Here is a 21,837-nt window from a genome sequence, read left to right on the forward strand (position 1 = left end):
TGGCCAACCTGCTGCGTCACCCGCGTTCTGGCTTCGATGCCCCGTCCGCAAAGTGACCGCTGCGGCTCAAGGAATCACATGACTGCTGTCGCTGCGCTGGAAATGGATTTTGCAGGGCCGACTCCAGAACTCCCAGAAACCGATCTCCATTGGATTGATTCTCGGGAGATCTGACCATCGGATATCACCCGAAAGTCGTTTCGGGACAACGACTTGCGAGCTTCGCAAGGCCGACGAAAGAGGTCCTGAGGGCTCTCCTTGTCAAAGAGACCGAATGCCGAGTGAAACACCGCCGCGTGAGATTTTCGGTGAAATTCAAAGGCGCGACCAAAGCGTTCGACGGTGTGTCAGTGAATGGCTGCCCGTAGCACAGCTAAGGACTAACCTGGAGAGATTCCAGGACCTTCATGTACTCGTCGACATAGCGGCTTGTATAGGAAGTCGGCGACACATCCATGAAGCATGTCATGGCTTCCGCCGCGCGATTAATATTTCCATGCAAGGAGTAGATGCATGTGGCATATGAAATTTTGCCGTGATGGCTATGCGACCAGGCGGAGCGAGCCACCAAGTGCTGAGTGCTTCCTATTTTTGATACTTTAACTGGGAAGGTCTTGATGACCTTCGAGTCCCCAGCGGAGAGGGGTGTTATATGGGAATTAACGAAGAGCCCTTCGGCATTTGCTCCCACTTGCCCGCTCTTCAGCAGGCGTTCTTCAAAGCCCTGGTGGTCAAAAACGAAGAAATTGACTTTCTGAAAGTGATCATCATACTTCAGTCCCTGCGTATACAGCCTTCTAATGGCATGTCCATAAAAAACCCTCTTATCAGCTTGCACGCTCGCCGCAAGGCCAGAAACAAGATCGCCGCCGGTATTCTTCGAGCAGTCCGGCCCATCGTAGCCCGCCGTGGCCGGTACGATGAGGCTGATGCCGCATCCGTTCTTCACAACATCCGCGGCCAGCTTCCAATCAGAAGGTAGAGGAGATATCTCCAGCGGTTGGGCTGGTGCCGCATGGTCAATTGATATCTTCCCGCTGGCAATCAGTTTTCGCTTGGCTTCGTTGAATGGTTTGCCTGAATCGGCCCAAGACCTTTGCAGATCATCAGAATTTTCTGAATTGTTTGGGCTGTAGGCGTTTGGGAGAACTTCTTGGGCAAAGCAAGCGAGAGGCCATCCTGCACTGACATGGCCGACGATGCAACCGATCCAGCAAAGCCGAAATATTGACATCAGTGGGCACCCGTCTTCTTTTTGCCGGCCGATTTCGCCGCACTGGCTTCCACTTTCTTTTGCTGCATTTCCGGTGGAGTGTCTGTGTTCAAAGGCTGTGCTCTGGGTCAGTGTGCCCACCTGATCCCCGAGGGCATGGAAAGCTTTGACAAAAAAGGGCCGTTCCAAGCCCATCAACGATGACGGAATTCTCATCCACACTCTTCTCAAAAAGGTCAGGAGGTGTCTGGGAGATCAATTCGGGGACGTTTTGCAGGCGGCCATCCCCTTGGTAGGTTGCGCTTGTTTGCCCGCCAGCGAAGTTTTGCAGATACTGGGCTTGCCTTGCTTGTAGACGGTGCTGATCAGCAGGCGATTCAGCTTGTCGAGCTTCAGGTTGAGGAATTCCTCCCCACACTGCGCCGCAACTTCCTTCAGATCGTGGCTGTCAGGATCGAACAGGAAGACGCGATGAATGGTTGAGGTGCTCATGCCTTCGTCCAGGTACCAGACCGACAGATCTGGACGGCCGTCGAAGTTGTAATCTTCCACGATCAGGTGAGGCTGGCGTTCAACGTCCAGCGGCACGCTGCGGTCGACTGAGGCCTGTCCCGGAAGGGTGATCGAATAAGACAAGGCCTGCCTGGACACGGTCGCGGTGATGTCGGCCCCGCTGCAAGGTACGAAGTGGGCTTTCGTGTCCTCGGCGTCTGGCGCCGCGGCGGAAGCCATGCTGAGTGTGTTCCCCGCGCACAGAGTCGCCACGATGGCGAGATGGGCGAGTCGCTGGCGCGCGGGCTTGAGGAGGCGCTGGAGGCTCATTCGGTACGGGCCATGTTGGCGCGGACGGCCGCCTTCGGGGCAGGCGGATTGATGGTGAGGTCCGCAGAGTCGTCGGTACTGTCCGTCTTCAGTCCCTCGGAAAACGACTTGGATATCCAGTAGAAGCCGCCCGAGTCACATGCTTCGTAGGGCTGCTCACCAATGATGTCGGGATCGTAGCGCGGCGCCCATTGAGATTGCACGCCGCCATCGTTCGGGTTCGCGTTGTAGTGCTGGGACGTGGCAGTGATACGAGGGCTGGGCAGGGGGCGGCGCTCAATGTAGGCCCCTGTGTGGTCGGCCAAGTGACGGTATTCACCATACGCTTTGTAGTTGCCTGCCCACGTCAACTGCATCATGCCGCGACCATAAAATGCGGTGTAGTACTGGGTGGCAGGATTGGCAGCCGAGTAGGCGCCATAGCCCCATTCGTGCATCAGCCTGTTGTTGCCGCCGGGGTTGCGCCACTGGGCTGTTTCGAGCAGAACTTGAGACAAGAAGATCGCGATCCGCTTCGGATCCGGACCTATGTATTTCTGGATGCAGCGATTCAGCGCGTAGGCATGGTGGGCGATGCGCGTTCGGGCCGTGGCCCGCGTCAGCGTATAGGTTGCGTTGGCGGTAGTGATCGCCGTCCGGGGGTTGCCACTGCTGTTGTAGAACTGGTATTTTGGAAACGTCGAGGCCAATTCGTCGTGACTTAGCCAGCCGCATCGCCGGAACAATTCGATGAATGCTCGCGGATGGAAGCGCCACGGATTGGCGGGCAACGCTGGCGTCTGAACTGGCACCTGTGCCCAGAAGCACAAGGCCTCCGCATGCCGCTTGAACGCCGCAAAGTCGGTCTCCGTCAGCGGATCGGGGTTCTCAGGTGTGGCAGTCTTCAGCCAGCCCCAGCGTGCGTCCAATGTGCTGCCATCCCACTCCGTTGGAAAACGGCAGATCGCGTACGACAGACGCTCCGCAACGCTGGCGTCGGCCTGCGCTGCAGCGGACTCCTGTGCATCAACATGGTGGTCCAGATTGGTGTCCAACCAGCCGAGTACCGTGGCGGAGTCGCAGCGGCTGTCCTGGTCAGCGCTGTCGTCGATCAAGGACCAACGTTTCCAAGGTGGGAAGTCTGCGTCGCTGAACTTCCGCACGGTGGAGGCATTGAGGTTGACCCAGCCTTCGCCACCGGGATAGCGGACCTTGCGCCAATGGGGGAGGTCGGCGGGGGTGAGCGCTTCCTCCTCGGTGTTGACGACCCTGCCCAGGCGAAGCACCTCGTACACCGCGCTGGGGGCCGGACGTCCAGCCGCCGGATACGCGGTCGAGATGCTATTGGCGCTGGTGTATAGGGCGTACTCGGCCTCGGTTTCACGCAGCGGTGTACCTTCGATCGAGCCATCAGCGTGATAAGCGGTGACCGTGGCATCGCCCTGCTGCCCTTGGGCGCCACCGCCCTGGGCATAGCGCAGGCCGATGATCAGGTCTTGCGTGGCCGCGTAGGTTGCGGCCACGGTGGGTGTCACCACATTGGCGGCGGGTTGAGCCGCGTAGATCGTCGTGCCTGCCAGCCTGAAGTAGAGCTCGCCGAACAGCACGTCAGCACGGCCGTGCTGATCGAGAGGAAGGTCGCCTGAAGCCCGACCGACGAAGCGCTGCAGGCTTTCGTTGTCGCAAAAGATCTCGAAGTGGATGCGACTCGGCTGGCCATAGATGTAGCCGGCGTCGCCCAGTTCGGCCTTCCGGTTGATGGTGCGCCCTGCCGTCACCGTGCTGCGCACCGCATGCAGATGCATGTAGAGCGAATAGAAGGTGACGGCCACGGCCTGGCCTTTGCGCATTCGCGCCAATGTCCGTGTCATGGCGCACCAGCACTATGCCGTCGCTGGTCCAGCATTGGGCTCCTGAGGCTGCGCCGTAATTCAAGGCATGCTGCGAATCGGTGGATAAGGCGGTGGGCTGGCGAACGTGGATCACCATGCCATCTGCAACTGCACGCACGGGCAAGGCTTGGCCATTCGGGCCGTTTGGTGCGGTGAGATGCACGCCGCCGTGCCAACCCAGTTCGAGGCTGATTGGATAGCCGCCGACGATGCTGTTGTTGCCGCGTTTGGGCACATGCCCGGGGCTCACGCCGGTCATGGCGGCATCGAGCCATTGCTGTTCGGTCTGATTGGCAGTTCTGATGGGCAGGAATGGGGGGCCGCCGAGGATGCCGATGGCCTGGCCGGTATGGATGCGCAGCGCGCCGGCCACGGCATGTTCGCTGTCCTGGCCTGCGGCCAGATGCAGGTTCTCGCCAGCGGCCAGCGTGATGTCCTGCCCGGCGACCGTTGCCAGCCCCGCGCGGGCGCTGATTGCCACCACCGGATCGGTGCCGTGCGGCAACTTGGCCTGACCTGTGGTCTGCGTGAGCCAGGCGGGCAGTGGCGGGGCCTTGGTGTCGATGCTGCTCTGGCCGGCCTGCGTGCTGCCGATGTGGCCTGAGAGTTGCACCGCCTGGTGCGTCTGCGCAGCCTGGCTCAGGGCCTGGCCCAAGGTCTGCAACTGCCTGGCCAGCGCGATGCCGGCGGCGTTGTCGCCGGCGGGTTCTGCCGGCTGCGTCCCGAAGCTGCTGATCAGCACGCCCTGGCTGGCGCGCAGCGCGCCATAGGCGTCGGTGCGCAGTTCCAGCCCGGTGCCGCGGAAGCTGCCGCGGTGGTTGTCGGCCTGGTGGATCAGGTGACCCAGCGTGAGCTGGCTGGCGTGCTGGGTGCTGGCCAGCTGCACGCGCAGTTGTTGGTCGTGGTCATCGAACACCAGCTGGTTGAAGCCCTGGCCGCCGAACTCCTTGCTCTTGTAGCCTGACAGTCCGGCCGCGTTGCGCTGGCCGTCCTGGTCCAGCTCGCCCGGTGCGCCGCCGTGCCAGGCGGGCTGTGACAGGCGTGGGCATCACCGCCGCATCAACGGACGCCGTCCCACCGAGCAAAGCTGGTAGCAGCACAAAATGATTCAGCGTAGCGCGTCGATGCTTGCGATCTTCGACAGCACCGAAGCCATCTCATCGGCCGACAACTTTTCCGGTTTGGTGATCGACAGCGAAATACAGGGTATGGCCACCTGACCGTCACATATCAGAAAGTCATTGCTTCGAGTGCGCTGCCCGTCGCCGAACGAGTAGTCGACATAGGCGACTTGCGGTGACCAGTGAGCGGCCTTCACAGGTTTTTGCCAAGCGACGTGGCGGCTGTAGCGGCCCCCGGCATCTTCCTCCGCAATGAGTTCCTTGGGGCTCGCCACCGGCGCGGTCGGATCGGGTGGTAAAGCACTGGCGCCGCCGCAGTTGAAGGTCAGAGCACCTTCGATGCGCTTGCCGCCCTGCTGCCAACCGACCGCGTAGTCGATCTTGAGACCGGCCGTGCCGACAGACTCGCTGCGACCGTTTTGAATGTGTTGCCTGATGGCACTGACCTCATAGCCACATTTGCTATGCGTCGTGGCGATCAAGGCGTCCAGGTCTGGCGTGGCGGTGGCCGCAGTAGCCGTGCCGAGGAAGGCAAGGGCCCACAGCAGGCGAGGAGAGGTTGTGCTCATGTGACGGTTCTTCGAACGAAATCCGCAGGGATGCGTTGAGGGGTGCCCTGGGCGTCAGGAAACGTGGCCATGTCGTCCAGCACCATCAAGGCGTTGGCGAATGCTGTCGAACGGTCCACCAGCCCGTTCATGTCGGGTGGATTCTGGGTCACCGTGGCGGGATAGTTCACTGCCGCCGCGCAGTTGGTGAACGATTGGTTGTAGTACCAACTTTTGTTTCCTGCTGCCGTGGTTGCAATGGTGCGACGCTGATTGGCGGCTGTGACATCGGCGTACTTGTTTGCACTGTCCACCTGCGGCCGATTGGGGGTTTGCGCCGTTGGGACCGACTTGTTCGGCCATACCCAGTACGCGCCAGCGCTGTGGGCGGCGTGATACGCATCCGTGCCAATGCTGTCTCGCCAGGTGATCTCTTGGGCGCCGGGCGGCGTCACGGGGCTATGGCCCAGGAACCGGAAGTACTTGTAGTAGTTGTTGTTACCACCGTTGATGGCGCCGTTAGGGTTGGTCAGTTGCAGGTAGCCGCGTCCATACCAGCCAGAATGAAGGGTGGCTTGGGTACCGTTGGACTCGCGCAGGAAGCGAAACCACTGTGTCTCCTGTACCGCGTTGCCGAAGAAGCAAGCCTGACGAATGGGGGTGTCGATGCAGAACTTTCGCAATGCCTTGTTTAGCTCAGTTGCATGGGTGCTCAGCAGCGTATTGGCAGGTCCGATCGGCGGTGACTCCCAATGGCCTTGCGACGGGGAATTGTGAGAACCGGGCTTTCGGATGATGTTCTGCGGCACGAGTTGCAACAGCTCACGCTGCGAGCGCCAACCACATCGCCGGTAGTGATCGATGAACTGGAGTGGATGGAAGTGCCAAACGCTGCGGTCTCCCAGCGCTGCATTCCAAAACGCCAGGTGTTGCACATGCTGCTCAAATGCCTGCCAACTGGTGTCGGTCTCCAGCGGCTGGCCGGGGTCGCGCAGGCGGGCGTAGCGGGTGGCAAGGTCGCCTGCATCCCATTCCGTGGGCGCCTTGCAAATCAGGTGGCGAAGCTTTAATCGGGACGTGTCGTCGGTGGCGGTACTGAGCGCGATCGTCGGGGCATCGTCGCAAATGCCGTCAGTTGCGCTGGTAGCCTGGCCTTCGTCCCGGCGCTCCCAACCCAGCCAGTGAGGAAAATCCGCATCGCTCAGTTTGGCAATGGCGTTCGGTGCAAGGTCGATGTAGCCCACGGCATCGGGGCTGTAGCGCACCAGTTGCCAGTTCTGCCGTGTTTGCGTGGCTTCTGGCCCCAGCACGCGGCCAAAGCGCAGCCAATCCCAGCCGGCACTGGGGCAGTCGGCATAAAGCGTGCTCGAGAGACGAAAGAGTTCATATTCGTAGTCGTCCTGTGTCACGGGGGCGCCGACCTGCTCGTAAGTGCCGTTTGCGCCGGTGCGGTATGTCACTGCAGTGCGTCGCCCTTCCAGCAGACTGACACTGACAAAAAGCTGCTCGGGGTTCTGGCCGGCTTGGCCCGCGGGCACTGCAAGGTACACATCGTTTTGCGTGCCCGGCGAGTCCTGAATCAACAGCCGGCCCTGTGCGTCTGCATTGGGGTGGCTGGCAGCAAACTGCTGCTGCGCCGGTATGACAAAGTGTGCCCGGCCGAAAAAGTCGGCGCTGCCTGAGCCCTGTGTGACGCTAGCGCTGTCGCGCCAGAAAGCATTGAAGCTGGCCTCGGTGGCAAACACTTCAAAATGACAAGCCTCGCGGCCATAGAGCGTTCCCGCAAAGCCGAGCACGTCCTTGCGCCATACGAGCTGGTGTGCTGGGTGCACAACGTCAGGGCCGGACGTGGCTTGGCGCAACCAGGCAGGCAATTGCATCAGGCGATCGGCCTGCAAGCTGCTCCGGTTGGCAAGGTGCATGTATAAGGAATGAAACACCATGTCGGTGTTCTCGCCGCTCTTCGTGGTGTGTCGAATCAGCACGAAGCTGGTGTCGTAGTCGCCTTGGCCAGGATAGGTTTCGACCGCAGCTGCAAAGCGAAATGCGACAACGACGCCATCAGCGATCGCTCGGATGGGCTCACCATTGCCAGTTAGGTGAATGCCGCCATGCCACCGATGCACAGGCCCTGCGGGTGTGTTGACACTGCTGACCGGATACCGGCCTTCGTTGGCATTCACGTGGGTTGTGATCAGCCGTTCCAGGTAGGCTTCGTCACTTTCATTGGCCTGACGCGCCATCAGGATCGGGTAGCTGACAAGCATCCGGAAGCGCTCCTTAGACGGAAAAGGGGAATGAACCGTTGAGCTGGAATTCGCCTCGCGGTAACAAAGGCATCGCGTAGCTCGTGCCCTCACCACCCTCAAACGCCTTGGTTCCCGCCTTGACCGTGACCGTCCCCGGGCACTCGACGGTGATGTTCCCGCCCTCCAGCACGATGCTGGCGCCACCGGCGGTGGCCAGCGTGATCTTCTTGGCCGCAGCCCAGTCGATGTGCTGGCTCTGGCTCTGGATGGCGAGCTGGGCCTTGGCGGCGAGTTGCAGCGTGCCGGCCTGTGCCTGGATGTCCAGCGGGTCCTGGCCGGCGATCAGCGTGATGCCGGTGCCGGCCGCCTGACTGCCGGCCTCTATGGCGCCGCCGAGGATGCCGATGGCTTGGCCGGTGTGGATGCGCAGCGCGCCGGCCATGGCATGCTCGCTGTCCTGGCCGGCGGCCAGGTGCAGGTTCTCGCCGGCGGCCAGCGTGATGTCCTGCCCGGCGATCGTCGCCAGCCCCGCGCGGGCGCTGATGGCCACCACCGGATCGGTGCCGTGCGGCAACTTGGCCTGGCCCGTGGTCGTCTTGGCTGCCGCATCGCCCTGGGCCCGGCCCAGCGCCTGTTCGTCGGCCATGCCGCTGACCTGCGTGAGCCAGGCGGGCAGTGGCGGGGCCTTGGTGTCGATGCTGCTCTGGCCGGCCTGCGTGCTGCCGATGTGGCCTGAGAGTTGCACCGCCTGGTGCGTCTGCGCAGCCTGGCTCAGGGCCTGGCCCAAGGTCTGCAACTGCCTGGCCAGCGCGATGCCGGCGGCGTTGTCGCCGGCGGGTTCTGCCGGCTGCGTCCCGAAGCTGCTGATCAGCACGCCCTGGCTGGCGCGCAGCGCGCCATAGGCGTCGGTGCGCAGTTCCAGCCCGGTGCCGCGGAAGCTGCCGCGGTGGTTGTCGGCCTGGTGGATCAGGTGACCCAGCGTGAGCTGGCTGGCGTGCTGGGTGCTGGCCAGCTGCACGCGCAGTTGTTGGTCGTGGTCATCGAACACCAGCTGGTTGAAGCCCTGGCCGCCGAACTCCTTGCTCTTGTAGCCTGACAGTCCGGCCGCGTTGCGCTGGCCGTCCTGGTCCAGCTCGCCCGGTGCGCCGCCGTGCCAGGCCGGGCTGTGGCCCGTGCCGTCCGAATTGGCGAGATTGCCTTGCGCGCTGGGGCTGCTGTCGCTGCTTTGCGCAAAGGCAGACAGGTCCGACTCGGCCGCTTCGCCGCCCGGCGTGGGCGCCACACCGCCTTCGCCCCGGCCGTCGTACAGGCTGCACAGCACGATGGGCCGGTCGATGTTGTCGTCCACGTGCGCCACCAGCACCTCGTGGCCAATGCGTGGCGTCCAGTGCACGCCAAAGCCTTCGCCTGCCAGTGGCTGCAGCACCCGCACCCAGGGGCTTGCCAGCGTGGTCAGCTCGGCTGCATCGGCCTGGCCCTGGAACTCGTAGCGGATGCGCACCCGGCCCAGGCGGTCGGTGTGGACTTCCTGCTCGCCGGCGGGCGAGGTGCTGCCGTCCGGGCCGACCACGCGGGCCAACAGCGGGCCGTCCACGCGCGGCCGGGCATGCAGCCGCGCGCCGGTGTCGTCCAGCAGCTGCGGGCGCCAGGGCACGTGGGCGCGCAAGGCCTCGAAGCGATTGGCATAGCCACGGGCTGCCGCGCGCTGGCGCAGCGCCGGCTCGATCCAGTCCGGCAGCAAGGCCGGATCCTTGCCGGCGGGCGTCTTGAAGGCCTTGGCGATCGCGTCGCTCAGGTCCTTGGGCAGGTTGTTGATGCCGACGTGGGTCACGCTGGTCAGCAGGAAGCGCTTGTCTTCCTCGGGCTTGAACGGGTCCAGTGCGTCGAGCGAGGATTCGGCCAGCGCGAAGCGGGTGCCAGCCTGGAAGCTGCGCACCACGGATTGGCCCAGCCAGCGCTTGTGCCGCGCTTCGATGGCTTGCTGGGCCAGCGTCAAGGCGCGCTGGGCCTGGCCGCCGTCGGCGAACAGGCCTTCGCCCAGGCTGTCGTAGGCTTCCAGCCAGGCGGCGTTCTCGCCACCGACGATGCCGGCAGTCGGCACTTCGGCGGCGATCAGGCGGCCGCTGGCCACGTCGTAGCTGGTGGCCGAAGCCACGGCCAGGGCTTGGCGGCGCTGGCCGCCGAAGGCCTGCACCGTGTCTTGCGCTTCCTGCACGCCGTCGCGGTGAAAGCGCAGGCCCGCGCCGCCCAGTGCGCTCGCCGACGAAATGTCTTCGGGGCAACTGTCGGCCGAGGTGCTGTCGGCGAAGAAGACCACGCAAGGGCCGGGCTGGCCATCCGTGCTTTCTTCGAAACGGTAGGCGATGCCTTCCGCGGCAAGCTGGCGTTGTACGAAGGCCAGGTCGCTTTCGCGGTACTGCACGACGTACGGGCGCAGGCCACCTCCGGCCGAAGCGGCGAGGTGCTCGGTCACGCAGGATGACCAGCGCCAGCTGCCCAGCGCGCTGTAGCGGGTCAGCACGCTGTCGATCATGTCGGGGAAGGCCACGTCCTGCCACACCTGGCTGCGCAAGGTCTGTGACAGGAAGCCCAGCCAGGGCTGCACGATGAACTGGTAACGCGCCAGGCCGCCATCGCTGTCGTCGGCCATGGCTTGCAGGACGTGGCCGCTGCGCGGCTGTTCGCTGCCGTCCGACAGCCGGGTCAGCAGCGTGAGCGGTTGGCCCAGCATGGCGTCCAGGTCCAGTTGCGCGGACTCGGCCACGCAGCTCAGCTGCAGTTGCCAGGGCTGGCTCAGCGCTTCCTGCAGCGCCCAGGCTTCGACCTGAAGCTGGGCCAGCTCGCCTTCGGCTTGAAGGCGGTAGAGGCGGGTGCCGTCATCGAAAGGTGCAAGCGAAGAGGGGAAGCTCATGGGCCGGAACCGTCAGGGGCGGCAGCTCAGGGACGAGCAGAGGCCTGCGGCGAAAGAGAGGTGGGGCAGGCTTGCGCCTTGCCCCAATAGCCATCGCAGATGCGGCGGCGGCAGGCCAGCATTTCTTCGTCGGCCAGCGAATTGCATCGGCTCACCAGCTCGGCAATGCTGCTGGCCGAGTGCGTGCCGCCGGGGCTGGCTGGCGCGGCCGGGAAGGCGGCCAGCGGTGAGGCTCCGCGCTTGTCCAGGCTGGCCATGATGGCGGCCACCACGTCGGCGTCGGGGTCGGTCTCGTGCGCGCGGCGCGTGGCGGGTTTTGCAGCCGGCTTGGCCTTGAGCGCTGCCACATCGCGCTCCGCGGCGGCCCGGGTCTTGCCGTTGGCGGCGGGTGCCGCAGCGGCCACTGCGCGATCATTGCCCGTGGCCGGCTTGGCCTTCTTTGCATCCTTGCGCGGCTCGGCCTTGGCTTCAGGCTTTGCCTTGGCGCGGACTTCCGGCACATCGGCAGGAGGGGATCGCTCAGCCAGTGAGCCACTGGCCAGTGCCGTGGCAGCGCCGACTGGGGCGCCATGCACAGCAGCGGGTGCAGTGGTGTCGTTGGCGGAAGCCAGGCGTTCGATGCGTGCGGCCCCTGATGCAGCTTCCTCGGCCACGAGTGGCGCAGCGGAGGCTGGCGTTGCTGCGGCAAGCGTTTCGACTGGCGCCGAAGCGGTGGCCATCGAAGCCGGTGCCGATGCGGCGGCTGGCGCGGATGCAGCAGCCGAGACGGCAGCCAACGCGAATTCCTGCCCGCCTGTGGCGGAGGGGGTTGCGCCGCCAAGCCAGAGCCAGCCGGCGGCAGCGGCCAGCAGGCCGGTGCAGCCGAGCAACCAGCCCGTCGAGGACTTGCGGCGGCCCTTGGGCGAGCGAGCCGTGGTCTCGCGCTCAATCGCATCAAGCAGGCGGACCGAAGGGGCACTCTTGCCGGCACCGAGGCTGGGGGTGCTGTCGGACGTGCCCATCAGGCTGGGGCGCTGCGGCTTTGAGCTTGCCCCGTGTTGTTGTTTTGGTTCCATGGAGGAAACCTTCTCCCTGCAGGACCCCCGGAGGCAAGGGTCGTCAGCGGCGATTCTATGAATTCAGCTTGCGCTGGCGTCCCCCCAGTTTGTACGCAAATGCAAGCAAAATGAAACGAAGAGCGCTTGCGTTTGTTCGCGCATTTGCTCATCTGTTCGTTGATTCACTCAGACGCCGCCGCGGCGTTTCGGTTCCCTTCATGCTCCTGACTTTGGTGGTGTTTTTCGTGTTGGCCATCGGCCTGCTGGCGCTGCTGGTTTTCCCCGCCGCGCGGGCGTGGGTTCGGGGCGCTGCGGTGCATGGCCGGCAGCGCGGGGTGGCGGCACTGGGCGGTGCCGTGTCGGGCGCGCGGCGCCAGGGCGGGGTCGCAGGCACTGCGGCGGTTGGTGGCGCGCGCGCGCTGATCGATCATTTGCGGCGCCGGGCCTGGTTGCTGGGGGGCGCGCTGGCTCTGCTGGTGAGCCTGCCGCTGGCCGCCTTTTGGTTGCGCATGTGGTTTCCGGCCGACAGCTTTGACCACACGGCGGCCCACGCGGTCGATGAGCATGTCGCAATGTTGTTACAAGGGGAACAACTTGTACCGCCGCCGCCGCTGCCGCCAGCGCTGTTTTTGACGCCGGAAGTCGAGCAGGCCGTGCCGATGGTGCAGGGCGCCAGCCGCCAATGGGAACTGCTGGATGACGCCTTTCGACAGAGGTTGCTGCTGGTGTTCAAGCTGATGGCCGAACGCCATGGCTACCGCATGGTGTTGATCGAGGGATACCGCAGCCCGGAGCGGCAGGCGATGCTTGCAACCATGGGCAGTTCAGTCACATTGGCCGGCGCCGGCGCCAGCTACCATCAATACGGACTGGCAGCCGACTGCGCTTTCCTGCGCGATGGCAAGATCGCCATTTCCGAACGCGAGCCCTGGGTTGCCCGGGGCTATGAGTTGTACGGCGAGGTGGCCGCGTCCCTGGGCATGACCTGGGGGGGCGGTTGGCGCAGCCTCAAGGACCTCGGTCACGTGGAGCTGCGCCGCCCTGGCGTGCTGCGAGGCGGGGCCCAGCCGGCGACAGGAGAAGCGCTTTCGCCCTAGACTGCCACCGAGATTGTTCTGCCATCAAGGCAGTGCAACGACAGACCAACATGAGCGCGCGGAACCACCGCCGCCTTCAGGAGGACGCATGTCCAAGCCATTCATTGTTGTGGGCGACAAGACCAATCACGGCGGTGTCGTGATTGCCGGTGCGCCCACGACCACCACGTCTGGCAAAGCCATCGCCCGCGTCGGCGACCAGGTTTCCTGCCCGCATCGAGGCCATGGTGGCACCACCGTGATCGCCACCGGGGACCCGACCTGCATGATCGATGGCAAGCCCGCAGCCCGTGACGGTGACACCACCGCCTGCGGCGCCACGCTGATCGCCTCGCAGGCGGTGACCACCGATTGATCGCGGGTTGACCCCGGCTGGCGGCGGGCCAAGGCCCGCGGCACTCAAGGCGACATGAAGTCTTTTCTCAAGGGCCTGGCCCTGCTGGTAGCGACGTGCTGCGTGGTTTGGATTGCCGTGTTATGGCGATGGCAGGCCCAGCACCGCGACGTGGGTGTTGGCGACATGCTGCTCTACCTCGGGCTGCTGCCATTGGTGGTGTTCGGCCTGCTGCTGGCCTTGCGTTGGGCGCTGCGCAGCGCTTCGGCGCGGCAGGCCGCCGCCAGCGTGGCGGCCACCGCGCCTGCCGCCAGCGGTGCCGCGCAGGCGGTGCCTGCGGCGGCGCCCGCCGGGCCCACGGCCTGGTGCTTGCTGGGCCATTGGCAACAGACGCCGGCGGGCGACGACGCCGCCGCCTTGCTGGCCGCGACACAGGCCGGCGCGCCACGCCCCAGCCCCGACCGCCACTTGCGCGACGACGAAGGCCTGCCGGTGCTGAGCGCCCGCGTGGCCGAGCTCGACGAGGCCGGCATGCGCGACGAACTGGAGCAACTGCCGGCCGGCACCAGTCAGTCCATCCAGCTGCCCTTGCGCCTGGTCCGGGCGCTGGCCTGCCTGGCGCCGCTGCTGGACGCTGCCTGTGCCCAGTTGCAGGCCTGGCCCGCGCGCTTTGCGCTGGAAGATGCGGAACAGCGTGCCCGTGAGCCGGGGCGCGTGCGCGTGCTCGCGGCCTGGCCAGCGGACTGGTCCGAAGCCGAGGCTGCCGCCGCCCAGGACTGGCTGTCTCAGCGCCTGAGCCAGTGCGGCGAGCCGGTGCTGGCGCCGGTCTGCTGGGTGCTGCAGGCCAGCCGCGCCAGCGGACCCGAGCTGATGCTGGCGGCCGACAAACTGCTCGACGCCCTGGCCCGACAGCACCGCGACGATCTGGTGCTGGTGCTGGCCTGCCACAGCGACCTCGACGACAGCGCGCTGCAGCGCCTGCAGCGCGAGCGGCGCCTGTTCCATTCGGCGCGCCAGCCCAAGGGCCTGATGCCGGGCGAGGGCGCGGCCGTGCTGCTGCTGGCTGCCACCGCCGAGCCGAGCCTGCTGCAAGACCTTGCGCCCCCGCCGCAACTCGGCCGCCCGCAGGCGCTGCGCCGGGACCAGAGCGTGGATTTGCCGGGCCGGACCCAGGCCGACCAGGCGCAGCGCGCCGCCGAGGCTGCGCTGGCCCCGGCCGGCACCCCGCCGCCGGTTGCCACGCTGGTCAGCGACAGCGACCAGCACACCGCCCGCGCGACCGAGCTGTTTGCCGTGTCGCTGGCCCAGCTGCCCCACCTGGACCCGGGCAGCGACATGCGGCTGCTGGGCACGCTGACTGGCCACCTCGGCGCCGCTGGCGCGCTGGTGATGCTTGGCGCTGCGGCCGCCCAGGTGCAGGAAAGCCAGGCCCCGGTGCTGGCGCTTTCGTTGACCGACAGCCATTGGCGGCTCGCCACGCTGCTGAGCCCGCCACTTGCGGCCAGCCTCTGAGACCGCTGCCCCTCTTCCTGCCGTACCACTGACGATTTTTCGATCGCGCTTTCCATGACTCGTTTTCTGCAACTGCTTCTGGACCCGCGTGTGCTGGGCGTGCTCGGGCTGGCCGCGCTGGCGGCCTTCCTGTTCCTGGGCGCCGATGCGCTGCAGCTCGGCTTCATGGTGGCACTGGCCGTGCTGGGCGCCATCCTGCTTGTTGCGCTGATCGTCTGGGGCGTGAAGCGCTGGCGCGTGCGCCTGGCGGCCAAGCGGCTGGAGCAGGACCTGGAGGGCACGCTGGTGGAACCGGCGCGGCACAAGGCGGGCGCCAAGGCCGGTGCCGAGACGGCGGTGATCCGCGACCGGCTGCACGAAGCCATCAAGACGATCAAGACCTCCAAGCTCGGCGAGCGCACCGGCCAGGCCGCGCTGTATGAGCTGCCCTGGTACATGGTGATCGGCAACCCGGCGGCGGGCAAGAGCACGGCCATCGTGCAGTCGGGGCTGCATTTTCCTTTCTCTGGCGGTGCCGAGAACATCATCCAGGGCATTGGCGGCACGCGGAACTGCGACTGGTTTTTCACCAGCGAAGGCATCCTGCTGGACACCGCCGGCCGCTACGCGGTGCACGAGGAAGACCGGCCGGAGTGGCTGAGCTTCCTGGCCATGCTCAAGCGCAACCGGCCGAAGGCGCCGATCAACGGCATCCTGATCGCCGCCAGCCTGGCCGAGCTGACCGAGGCCAAGCCCGATGCGGTGATCCGCCTGGCCAAGAACCTGCGCCAGCGCGTGCAGGAGCTGACCGAGTCGCTGGAGGTTTTTGCGCCGGTCTATGTGCTGTTCACCAAGGCCGACCTGATCACCGGTTTTGTGGAGTTCTTCGAGGACCAGGACCCGAAGGAACGCGAGCGCGCCTGGGGCGCCACGCTGGCCTACCAGCCCGAGACCCCGAAGGACGCAGTGGAGCTGTTCGACGGCCACTTCGACGAGTTGCAGGACGGCTTGAAGGAAATGGCGCTGGCCCGCATGTCGCTGAACCGTGGCAAGGCCTTGCCGCCTGCCGTGTTGGCCTTTCCGCTGGAGTTCTCGGCCACGCAGCCTGTCCTGCGCAGCTTCATTGCCACGCTGTTCGAAGAGAACCCCTACCAGTACCGGCCGGTCTTCCGCGGCTTCTATTTTACCAGCGCGGTGCAGCAGGGCGCCGTGGGCCAGCGTGCGCGCAATGGCGTGGCCGAGCAGTTTGCGCTGCTGCCGCCGGCCCAGCGCGGCGGCGCGCTGGTCACCAGCGAAAACGGCTTCTTCCTGAAGGACTTGTTCGCCAAGGTGCTGTTCGCCGACCGCAACCTGGTGCGCCAGTACGCCAGCCGCGGCAAGACCCGGCTGCGCGTGGTCAGCTTCGCGGCCGGCGTGGTGCTGCTGGCCGCCGTGCTGGCCGGCTGGAGCTGGTCCTACCTGGGCAACCGGCAGCTGGTGGCCAGCGTGCAGGCCGACCTGGACAAGGCCGTGAAGCTGCAGGTGGGCCAGATCGACCTGGCCTCGCGCATCCAGGCGCTGGAGCTGATCCAGACCCGGGCCGAAGAGCTGGCCGCCTGGCGCGACCACCATCCGATGTCGGTCGGCCTGGGCCTCTACCAGGGCGAGCAGCTGGAGCGCAAGCTGCGCTCCGAGTATTTCAACGGCGTGCGCAAGCTGATGCTGGAGCCTGTGGCGCAAGCGCTGGAGGGCTACCTGCGCGAGGTCAACCAGCATGCCGGGCAGCTCAAGCCCTTGGGCCGGCCGGCCACGTCCAGTACCAGCGTGAGCGCCGCCGCAGTCGCGGCCAGCGCGGCGACGGCAGAGGCCATTCCGGCGGTCTCGGCGCCGGTGGTGCCGGCAGCGCCCGGTGCCGTGCCATCGCGTTATGTGCAGGCCTCGGCCACCGATGTGGAAGACGCCTACAAGGCCTTGAAGACCTACCTGATGCTGGCCGAGCGCCAGCGCATGGAAGTGGGTCACATGACGGACCAGATCACGCGCTTCTGGCGCGGCTGGCTGGAAGACAACCGCGGCAACCTGCCGCGCGAGCAGCTGATGCGCAGCGCCGAGCGCATGATCACCTTCTCGATGTCCAACATCGCCGATCCGGCCTTCCCGACGCTGAACAACAACTTCGGCCTGGTCGACCAGACCCGCGACAACCTGCGCAAGGTCGTGCAGGGCACGCCGGCACTCGAGCGTGTCTATGCCGACATCAAGGCCCGCGCGTCGACACGCTACCCGTCGATGACGGTGGCGCGCATCGTCGGCGAAGCCGGCAAGGAGAGCGTGGTCGGCAGCTATGTGGTCTCTGGCACCTTCACCCGTGAAGCCTGGCAGGGCTACGTCAACGACGCCTTCAAGGACGCCGCCAACAACGAGCTGCAAAGCGCCGACTGGGTGCTGAAGACCTCGACCCATGACGACCTGTCGCTGCAAGGCAGCCCGGAGCAGATCCGCAAATCGCTGACCGACCTGTACAAGACCGAGTACGTCACGGAGTGGCAGCGCTTCATGCAAGGTGTGTCGGTGGCCGAGTTCACCGGTTTCGACAATGCCGTGGCGCAGATGAACCGGCTGGGCGACAGCGCCGAGTCGCCGCTGCGCAAGCTGATGAACACGCTGTTCGAGCAGACCTCCTGGGACAACCCGGCGGTGCTCAACGAGCAGCTCGCCAAGACCCAGCAAGGCGTGGTCGAGTGGATCAAGCGTTCGGTGCTGCGCATGGCGCCAGCGCGGGTGGAGGTGGGCGTCAACGTGTCGGGGGCCGACAGAGGCGTGGCGATGGGCCCGGTGGGCCAGGAGTTCGCGGCACTGGCCCGCATTGCCAGCGCGCGCGACGGCGGCGCCAGCCTGCTCGATGGCTACCTGCAGTCGCTGAGCAAGCTGCGCACGCGCTTCAACCAGATGAAGAACCAGGGCGACCCGGGCCCGGCCGCGCGTCAGCTGATGGCCGCCACGCTGGAAGGCAGCGGCTCGGAGCTGGCTGAGGCGCTGCGCTTCGTCGAGGAGCAGATGCTGACCGGCGCCAGCGACTCGGCCAAGGCCACGCTGAAGCCGATGCTGGTGCGGCCGCTGATGCAGGCCTTTGGCGTGCTGGTGCCGCCGGCCGAAACCGAGCTGAACCGGCTCTGGACCGCGCAGGTGCTGCAGCCCTTCCAGCAATCGCTGGCGGGCAAGTACCCGTTCGATTCGTCCTCGCGCATCGAGGCCAGCGCTACCGAGGTCGCGCGGGTGTTCGGCCCGTCGGGTGGCGTGGCCAAGTTCGCCAGCGAGGCGCTGGGCCCCTTGGTCACGCGGCGCGGGGACGCCATCTCGCCACGGTTGTGGGCCAACCAGGGCCTGCACCTGCGCACCGAGTTCGTCAACGGCTTCCCGACCTGGGTGGCCACGCTGGACGGCGCTGCGGGCAATGCCGGCGGTGCCGCTGCGGCAGGGTCTGCGCAATCGGCCTTCCAGCTGTTGCCGTTGGGCGCACCGGGCTTCCTGGAATACACCGTCGAGATCGACGGCCAGGCACTGCGCTACCGCAACGGCGCGGCCCAGTGGACCAACTTCGTCTGGCCCAATGCGAACGGTGCGCCGGGTGTGCGCATCACCGGCTTGACGCCGGACAACCGCACGGTCGAGGTCTTCAGTGCGCCGGGCGCCTTCGGCTTCGAGCGCCTGATCGAGGCTGCGCAGGTCAGCAAGCTGCCGGATGGCGTGCGCGAGCTGCGCTGGGGCGAGGGCAAGCAATCGATCGCGGTGCAGTACCGTGCGATCACCATGCCCGGCGCTGCGGCGCCAACGGCCGCTGGCAATGGCGGCGGAGCCAAGAGCCTGCGCGGCCTGGTCTTGCCCGAGCTGGTGGCCGGCTCAGCGGCCACTGACGTGGCTTCGGCTGCATCGGCCGGGGGCGCGCAATGAGCCGCACGGCCGAGGTCACGCTGGCCTGGTTCGGCAAGCTGCCGTCGCGCGGCGACTTCGTGCGCAGTACCCAGCAAGGCATGCTGACGCAGATGCTGGACCAGTGGCTGGCGCAAGGCCTGGCCCTGTTGTCGGCCGACTCGCGCTGGAAGCAGATCTACGACGGCGCCGCGGCCTGTCCGTTTGCGCTGCTGGGCGTGCGCAGCCGCGTCGCCCTGGCCGGCTTCATGCGGCCCAGCAGCGACGCCTCGGGCCGGCGCTTCCCGTTTGTGCTGACCGGCTCGCTGGAGCTGGACGCGCCGGCTGGCTTCCTGCCGCTTGCACCGCTGGCGCTGGCGCCGCTGTGGGGCCAGCTGGAAGCGGGTTGCCGCCAGGCTGGCACCGCAGACGATCCTTCGCAGGTGCTGGGCGAGCTGGGTTGGCCGAAGTGGGAGGTCGAGGTGGAGCGGGCGCCGCTCGCGGCAACGCTGAAGGACTTCCTCGACAGCCAGACGCTGGCCTCGGTCGAAGGCCTGCTGCGCGGCGGTGGCCACGAGGCCGTGGACCTGCGGCGCATCCTGGTGGCGCTGGGCCTGCTGCTGCAGCCGGTGCCGGCCAGCGGTGTGTCCAGCCTGGACAAGGGCCTGAGCTTGCCGTTGCCGGCAGACGCGCTGTACAGCGCGCAGGTGGCGGCCTTCTGGCTGGCGCTGGTCACGCCGTTCATTTCCCGCGGGGATTTCGAGCTGTCGCTGCACCTGGCGCGCAATGCCGACGGTCACCCTGTGCTGGCGATCGGCTTTGCCGGCGCTTCGCCGAACACGCTGCACGCGATGCTGGATGCCGACCAGGCTGGCGAGACCTTCGTGGAACTGCTGGGCCCGACCTGGGTCGACGAACACCTGGAGCAGGACTACGCGATGAAGAAGCTGTCCAGCTACCTGCTGCAGCCCCAGCTTTCGCTGAGCCAGGCTTTCAGTACCTTCAAAGAATGTTTCCTCGGAGAGTAGTGGTGATGTCCTGTCCGCTCCTGAAGCCGCGCCGCGGCGCGCATCCTTCGCCGGCCCATGCGCTGACCGGCCACCTGGCTTCGACCAGCCTGGCCCTGACCCTGCTGCTCGGCGCTTGCGAGCAGGCGGCGGCGCAGGCCGGCGCCGCCGCCTTGCCCGCCGCGTCGGCGCCCAGCGTGGCCACCACGTCCGCAGCCAATGGCAAGGTGGTGGTGGCCGGTGTCGTGCCGGACGAGGCGACCCGCGCGGCCATCCTGGCCAGCGTGCGCGAGCTGTATGGCGCCGACCGGGTCGTCGACCAGCTGGGCGTGGACAAGCTGGTGGCGCCGCCGAACTGGACGGCCCATGTGCAGCGGGTGCTGTCGCCGGAGTTGAAGAAGGTCAGCGGTGGCCAGCTGCGCATCGTCGGCAACGTGGTCGAGCTCAGCGGCCAGGTCGACGGCGAGGCGGCGCGCCAGCAGCTGTTGAGCCAGGTGGCCACCCAGCTGAACAACCCGACCTATTCGGTGCGCGACGGGCTCACCGTGCCGGCGGTGGGCCAGAAATCGCTGGACGACGTGCTGGCCAGGCGCACCATCGCCTTCGAGGTGGGCAATGCGCACATCACGCCAGCTGGCGTGGCGGTGCTGGAAGAACTGCTGCCGCTGATGAAGCAGATGGCAGGGCGCCGGTTCGAGATCGTCGGTCATACCGACGACATCGGCCTGCGCGAGGCCAACGTGGCCCTGTCGGAAGCGCGCGCCAAGGCAGTCAAGGACTACCTGGTGGCCAAGGGCATTGCCGCGGCCGACATCGTCACCTCCGGCGCCGGGCCCGATCGGCCGGTGGCTGACAACCTCAGCCCGGCCGGCCGGGCCAGGAACCGCCGCATCGAGTTCCGCGTGCTGGCCTAGCCCCGGGCCGCCAACGGCCTTCAGCCGTTGTCGTCGCGGCGCTCGATGCCCAGCAGCTCTTCGACATGCGCCAGCGAGCCCCCATCCTTGACGACCGCGCGCAGCCAGTCGTGCAGCGGCATCGTGCCCCAGCGCGCGGCCTTGTCGGCCAGGTAGGCGACGGGGCTGTGCGGTTCGGTGGCGCGGAAATATTCGGCCACCAGGCGCAACTGCTCCAGGGCCTGGGCGCGCGACTGGATGCGGCCTGGCATCACGGCCCCCCCGGCGGGGCCCGGCCCCGCGGCGGCCAGCTCGGCTTGCGCCGCCTCGGAGGCATCGGCCGCGGCCAGCGGCGCGCCCACGAGCCCGGCTTCGCGACCCAGCTTGGACAGCGCATCGTGCGCCGCTTCCAGCGCCCGCCTGGGGCCCACAAACGATGGCCCGTCCTGGCCCAGGCGGGCGTCCACGGCGCGCTCCAGCGCCTGCCAGGCGCTGCGCGCGCGTTCCACCTGTGCCACCTGGGCTTCGTACGCCCGCAACCCGGCACCGCTCAGCGTGCGTTGCACCAGTTCCAGTGTCAACGGAGGCTCGCCAGCCTTGCCGGCGCCTGAGGAGGGGGATGCTGCGCTGTCCGACTCTCCGGCCAGGCGACGAGCCCTCGCGGATTCGATCTCGGCCAGGCTGTAGCCCTTGGCGCCTCGCGGCACCAGCACGATCTGGCGCGACAGTGCCTGCACCTGGCCGCTGAGCCAGCCCAGGTTGCCGATGCGTTCTTCCTGGTCGCCGTCATCAGGCAGCGGATGCAGGTGCGCCCAGTGCCGGTCCAGCAGGCCGGCGCACAGCGCCAGCCCATCGGCCAGGCCCTGGAAACCGTGCACGCGGGCCAACGCCTCGGTCAGCCAGCCAGCCACGCGCAAGTCCTTGCTGCGCTCGCGCAGCAGCGCCTCGCTGGCACGGGCCACGCCGGGCCAGTCGGCCACCTTCAGCGTCGCGACCCACTCGCCCTGGTCCAGCGTCGGGTCGTCCTCGCGCCGCATGTCCTGGATGGCGTCCACCTCGGCGGACAGCGACATGTCCACGCCACCCGGTTGGGCCGGCGACACCGGCGCCAGCAACGACTCAAGCTCCATCTGGTTGTGCTCCCCTGCAAAACAGCTGGCAATTCTCGCATCGGGGCCGGCGAAGGAGGTCTTGCAGCCGGTCGCATTCGCGCCTGGTTTCCCCTGCGGGCAGACAAGGTGCGAAGGCGCTCTGTGCGCACAGCCACGGGTGATCCCCCTAGAAAGGAAATGCCGCTTGCAGGGAATTCTCTGAGAGAACTCTTGTAGAAATTTGGTCACTTCGCTACATTGATT

14 protein-coding genes and 1 pseudogene are annotated in these 21,837 nt (G+C 66.5%); 6 read left to right on the top strand and 9 right to left on the bottom strand.

Going from position 1 to position 21,837, the window contains the following annotated elements; translation table 11 throughout:
- Positions 1-373 precede the first annotated feature (373 nt).
- The 8 genes and pseudogenes from LRH25_RS14360 to LRH25_RS14400 form a co-directional block, all read right to left on the bottom strand.
- Positions 374-1,429: a hypothetical protein gene (locus LRH25_RS14360; protein WP_141288153.1), complete on the bottom strand. Its 1,056-nt coding sequence runs from the start codon at positions 1,427-1,429 to the stop codon at positions 374-376.
- 39 nt (positions 1,430-1,468) lie between these two features.
- Positions 1,469-2,035, bottom strand: a complete 567-nt coding sequence (locus LRH25_RS14365; RefSeq protein WP_141288152.1) for an XAC2610-related protein — start codon at positions 2,033-2,035, stop codon at positions 1,469-1,471.
- Positions 2,032-3,864, bottom strand: a complete 1,833-nt coding sequence (locus LRH25_RS14370) for a hydroxyethylthiazole kinase (RefSeq protein WP_231011432.1) — start codon at positions 3,862-3,864, stop codon at positions 2,032-2,034. The genes LRH25_RS14365 and LRH25_RS14370 overlap by 4 nt, the downstream gene beginning before the upstream one ends.
- A gap of 427 nt (positions 3,865-4,291) precedes the next feature.
- Positions 4,292-4,822 (bottom strand): annotated as a pseudogene (locus LRH25_RS33310) (type VI secretion system Vgr family protein); the annotation flags it as partial.
- A gap of 192 nt (positions 4,823-5,014) precedes the next feature.
- Positions 5,015-5,596, bottom strand: coding sequence for a hypothetical protein (locus LRH25_RS14385; RefSeq protein WP_141288150.1), 582 nt, complete (start codon positions 5,594-5,596; stop codon positions 5,015-5,017).
- Positions 5,593-7,842: a M23 family metallopeptidase gene (locus LRH25_RS14390; protein ID WP_141288149.1), complete on the bottom strand. Its 2,250-nt coding sequence runs from the start codon at positions 7,840-7,842 to the stop codon at positions 5,593-5,595. The genes LRH25_RS14385 and LRH25_RS14390 overlap by 4 nt, the downstream gene beginning before the upstream one ends.
- A 13-nt stretch (positions 7,843-7,855) precedes the next feature.
- A complete protein-coding gene (locus tag LRH25_RS14395; protein WP_231011436.1) occupies positions 7,856-10,735 on the bottom strand; it encodes a type VI secretion system Vgr family protein in 2,880 nt (959 codons plus the stop codon).
- 26 nt (positions 10,736-10,761) lie between these two features.
- Positions 10,762-11,736 (bottom strand): hypothetical protein, encoded by a 975-nt coding sequence (locus LRH25_RS14400; RefSeq protein ID WP_231011438.1) that lies wholly within the window; start codon positions 11,734-11,736, stop codon positions 10,762-10,764.
- A gap of 164 nt (positions 11,737-11,900) precedes the next feature.
- On the opposite strand from LRH25_RS14400, the gene LRH25_RS14405 reads away from it, so the two are divergent.
- The 6 genes from LRH25_RS14405 to LRH25_RS14430 all read left to right on the top strand — a co-directional run bounded on the left by LRH25_RS14405 (position 11,901) and on the right by LRH25_RS14430 (position 20,503).
- Entirely contained in the window at positions 11,901-12,869 is a 969-nt protein-coding gene (locus tag LRH25_RS14405) for a M15 family metallopeptidase (protein ID WP_310742427.1), read from the top strand.
- Between the two features lie 88 nt (positions 12,870-12,957).
- On the top strand, positions 12,958-13,224 hold the full coding sequence (locus LRH25_RS14410; protein WP_141291996.1) for a PAAR domain-containing protein: 267 nt from the start codon (positions 12,958-12,960) through the stop codon (positions 13,222-13,224).
- Positions 13,225-13,278: 54 nt separating this feature from the next.
- Entirely contained in the window at positions 13,279-14,715 is a 1,437-nt protein-coding gene (locus LRH25_RS14415) for a hypothetical protein (RefSeq protein ID WP_231011440.1), read from the top strand.
- Between the two features lie 54 nt (positions 14,716-14,769).
- Positions 14,770-18,624, top strand: coding sequence for a type VI secretion system membrane subunit TssM (gene tssM, locus LRH25_RS14420; RefSeq protein WP_141290002.1), 3,855 nt, complete (start codon positions 14,770-14,772; stop codon positions 18,622-18,624).
- On the top strand, positions 18,621-19,610 hold the full coding sequence (tagF, locus tag LRH25_RS14425; RefSeq protein ID WP_231011445.1) for a type VI secretion system-associated protein TagF: 990 nt from the start codon (positions 18,621-18,623) through the stop codon (positions 19,608-19,610). The genes tssM and tagF overlap by 4 nt, the downstream gene beginning before the upstream one ends.
- Positions 19,611-19,615: 5 nt before the next feature.
- Positions 19,616-20,503: an OmpA family protein gene (locus LRH25_RS14430; protein ID WP_231011446.1), complete on the top strand. Its 888-nt coding sequence runs from the start codon at positions 19,616-19,618 to the stop codon at positions 20,501-20,503.
- Between the two features lie 20 nt (positions 20,504-20,523).
- Here LRH25_RS14430 and tssA read toward each other — a convergent pair whose 3' ends face one another.
- Positions 20,524-21,612, bottom strand: coding sequence for a type VI secretion system protein TssA (tssA, locus tag LRH25_RS14435; protein ID WP_231011448.1), 1,089 nt, complete (start codon positions 21,610-21,612; stop codon positions 20,524-20,526).
- Positions 21,613-21,837 lie beyond the last annotated feature (225 nt).

The sequence above is a fragment of the Ideonella azotifigens genome (genome assembly GCF_021043325.1).
GTDB classification, from domain to species: domain Bacteria; phylum Pseudomonadota; class Gammaproteobacteria; order Burkholderiales; family Burkholderiaceae_C; genus Ideonella; species Ideonella azotifigens.

Bases quoted from the DNA above. Each gene is read 5' to 3' on its own strand.
- LRH25_RS14360 (WP_141288153.1), bottom strand. From the start codon at position 1,429: ATGAGAATTCCGTCATCGTTGATGGGCTTGGAACGGCCCTTTTTTGTC.
- LRH25_RS14365 (WP_141288152.1), bottom strand. From the start codon at position 2,035: ATGAGCCTCCAGCGCCTCCTCAAGCCCGCGCGCCAGCGACTCGCCCAT.
- LRH25_RS14370 (WP_231011432.1), bottom strand. From the start codon at position 3,864: ATGCGCAAAGGCCAGGCCGTGGCCGTCACCTTCTATTCGCTCTACATG.
- LRH25_RS14385 (WP_141288150.1), bottom strand. From the start codon at position 5,596: ATGAGCACAACCTCTCCTCGCCTGCTGTGGGCCCTTGCCTTCCTCGGC.
- LRH25_RS14390 (WP_141288149.1), bottom strand. From the start codon at position 7,842: ATGCTTGTCAGCTACCCGATCCTGATGGCGCGTCAGGCCAATGAAAGT.
- LRH25_RS14395 (WP_231011436.1), bottom strand. From the start codon at position 10,735: ATGAGCTTCCCCTCTTCGCTTGCACCTTTCGATGACGGCACCCGCCTC.
- LRH25_RS14400 (WP_231011438.1), bottom strand. From the start codon at position 11,736: ATGGGCACGTCCGACAGCACCCCCAGCCTCGGTGCCGGCAAGAGTGCC.
- LRH25_RS14405 (WP_310742427.1), top strand. From the start codon at position 11,901: ATGAAACGAAGAGCGCTTGCGTTTGTTCGCGCATTTGCTCATCTGTTC.
- LRH25_RS14410 (WP_141291996.1), top strand. From the start codon at position 12,958: ATGTCCAAGCCATTCATTGTTGTGGGCGACAAGACCAATCACGGCGGT.
- LRH25_RS14415 (WP_231011440.1), top strand. From the start codon at position 13,279: ATGAAGTCTTTTCTCAAGGGCCTGGCCCTGCTGGTAGCGACGTGCTGC.
- tssM (WP_141290002.1), top strand. From the start codon at position 14,770: ATGACTCGTTTTCTGCAACTGCTTCTGGACCCGCGTGTGCTGGGCGTG.
- tagF (WP_231011445.1), top strand. From the start codon at position 18,621: ATGAGCCGCACGGCCGAGGTCACGCTGGCCTGGTTCGGCAAGCTGCCG.
- LRH25_RS14430 (WP_231011446.1), top strand. From the start codon at position 19,616: ATGTCCTGTCCGCTCCTGAAGCCGCGCCGCGGCGCGCATCCTTCGCCG.
- tssA (WP_231011448.1), bottom strand. From the start codon at position 21,612: ATGGAGCTTGAGTCGTTGCTGGCGCCGGTGTCGCCGGCCCAACCGGGT.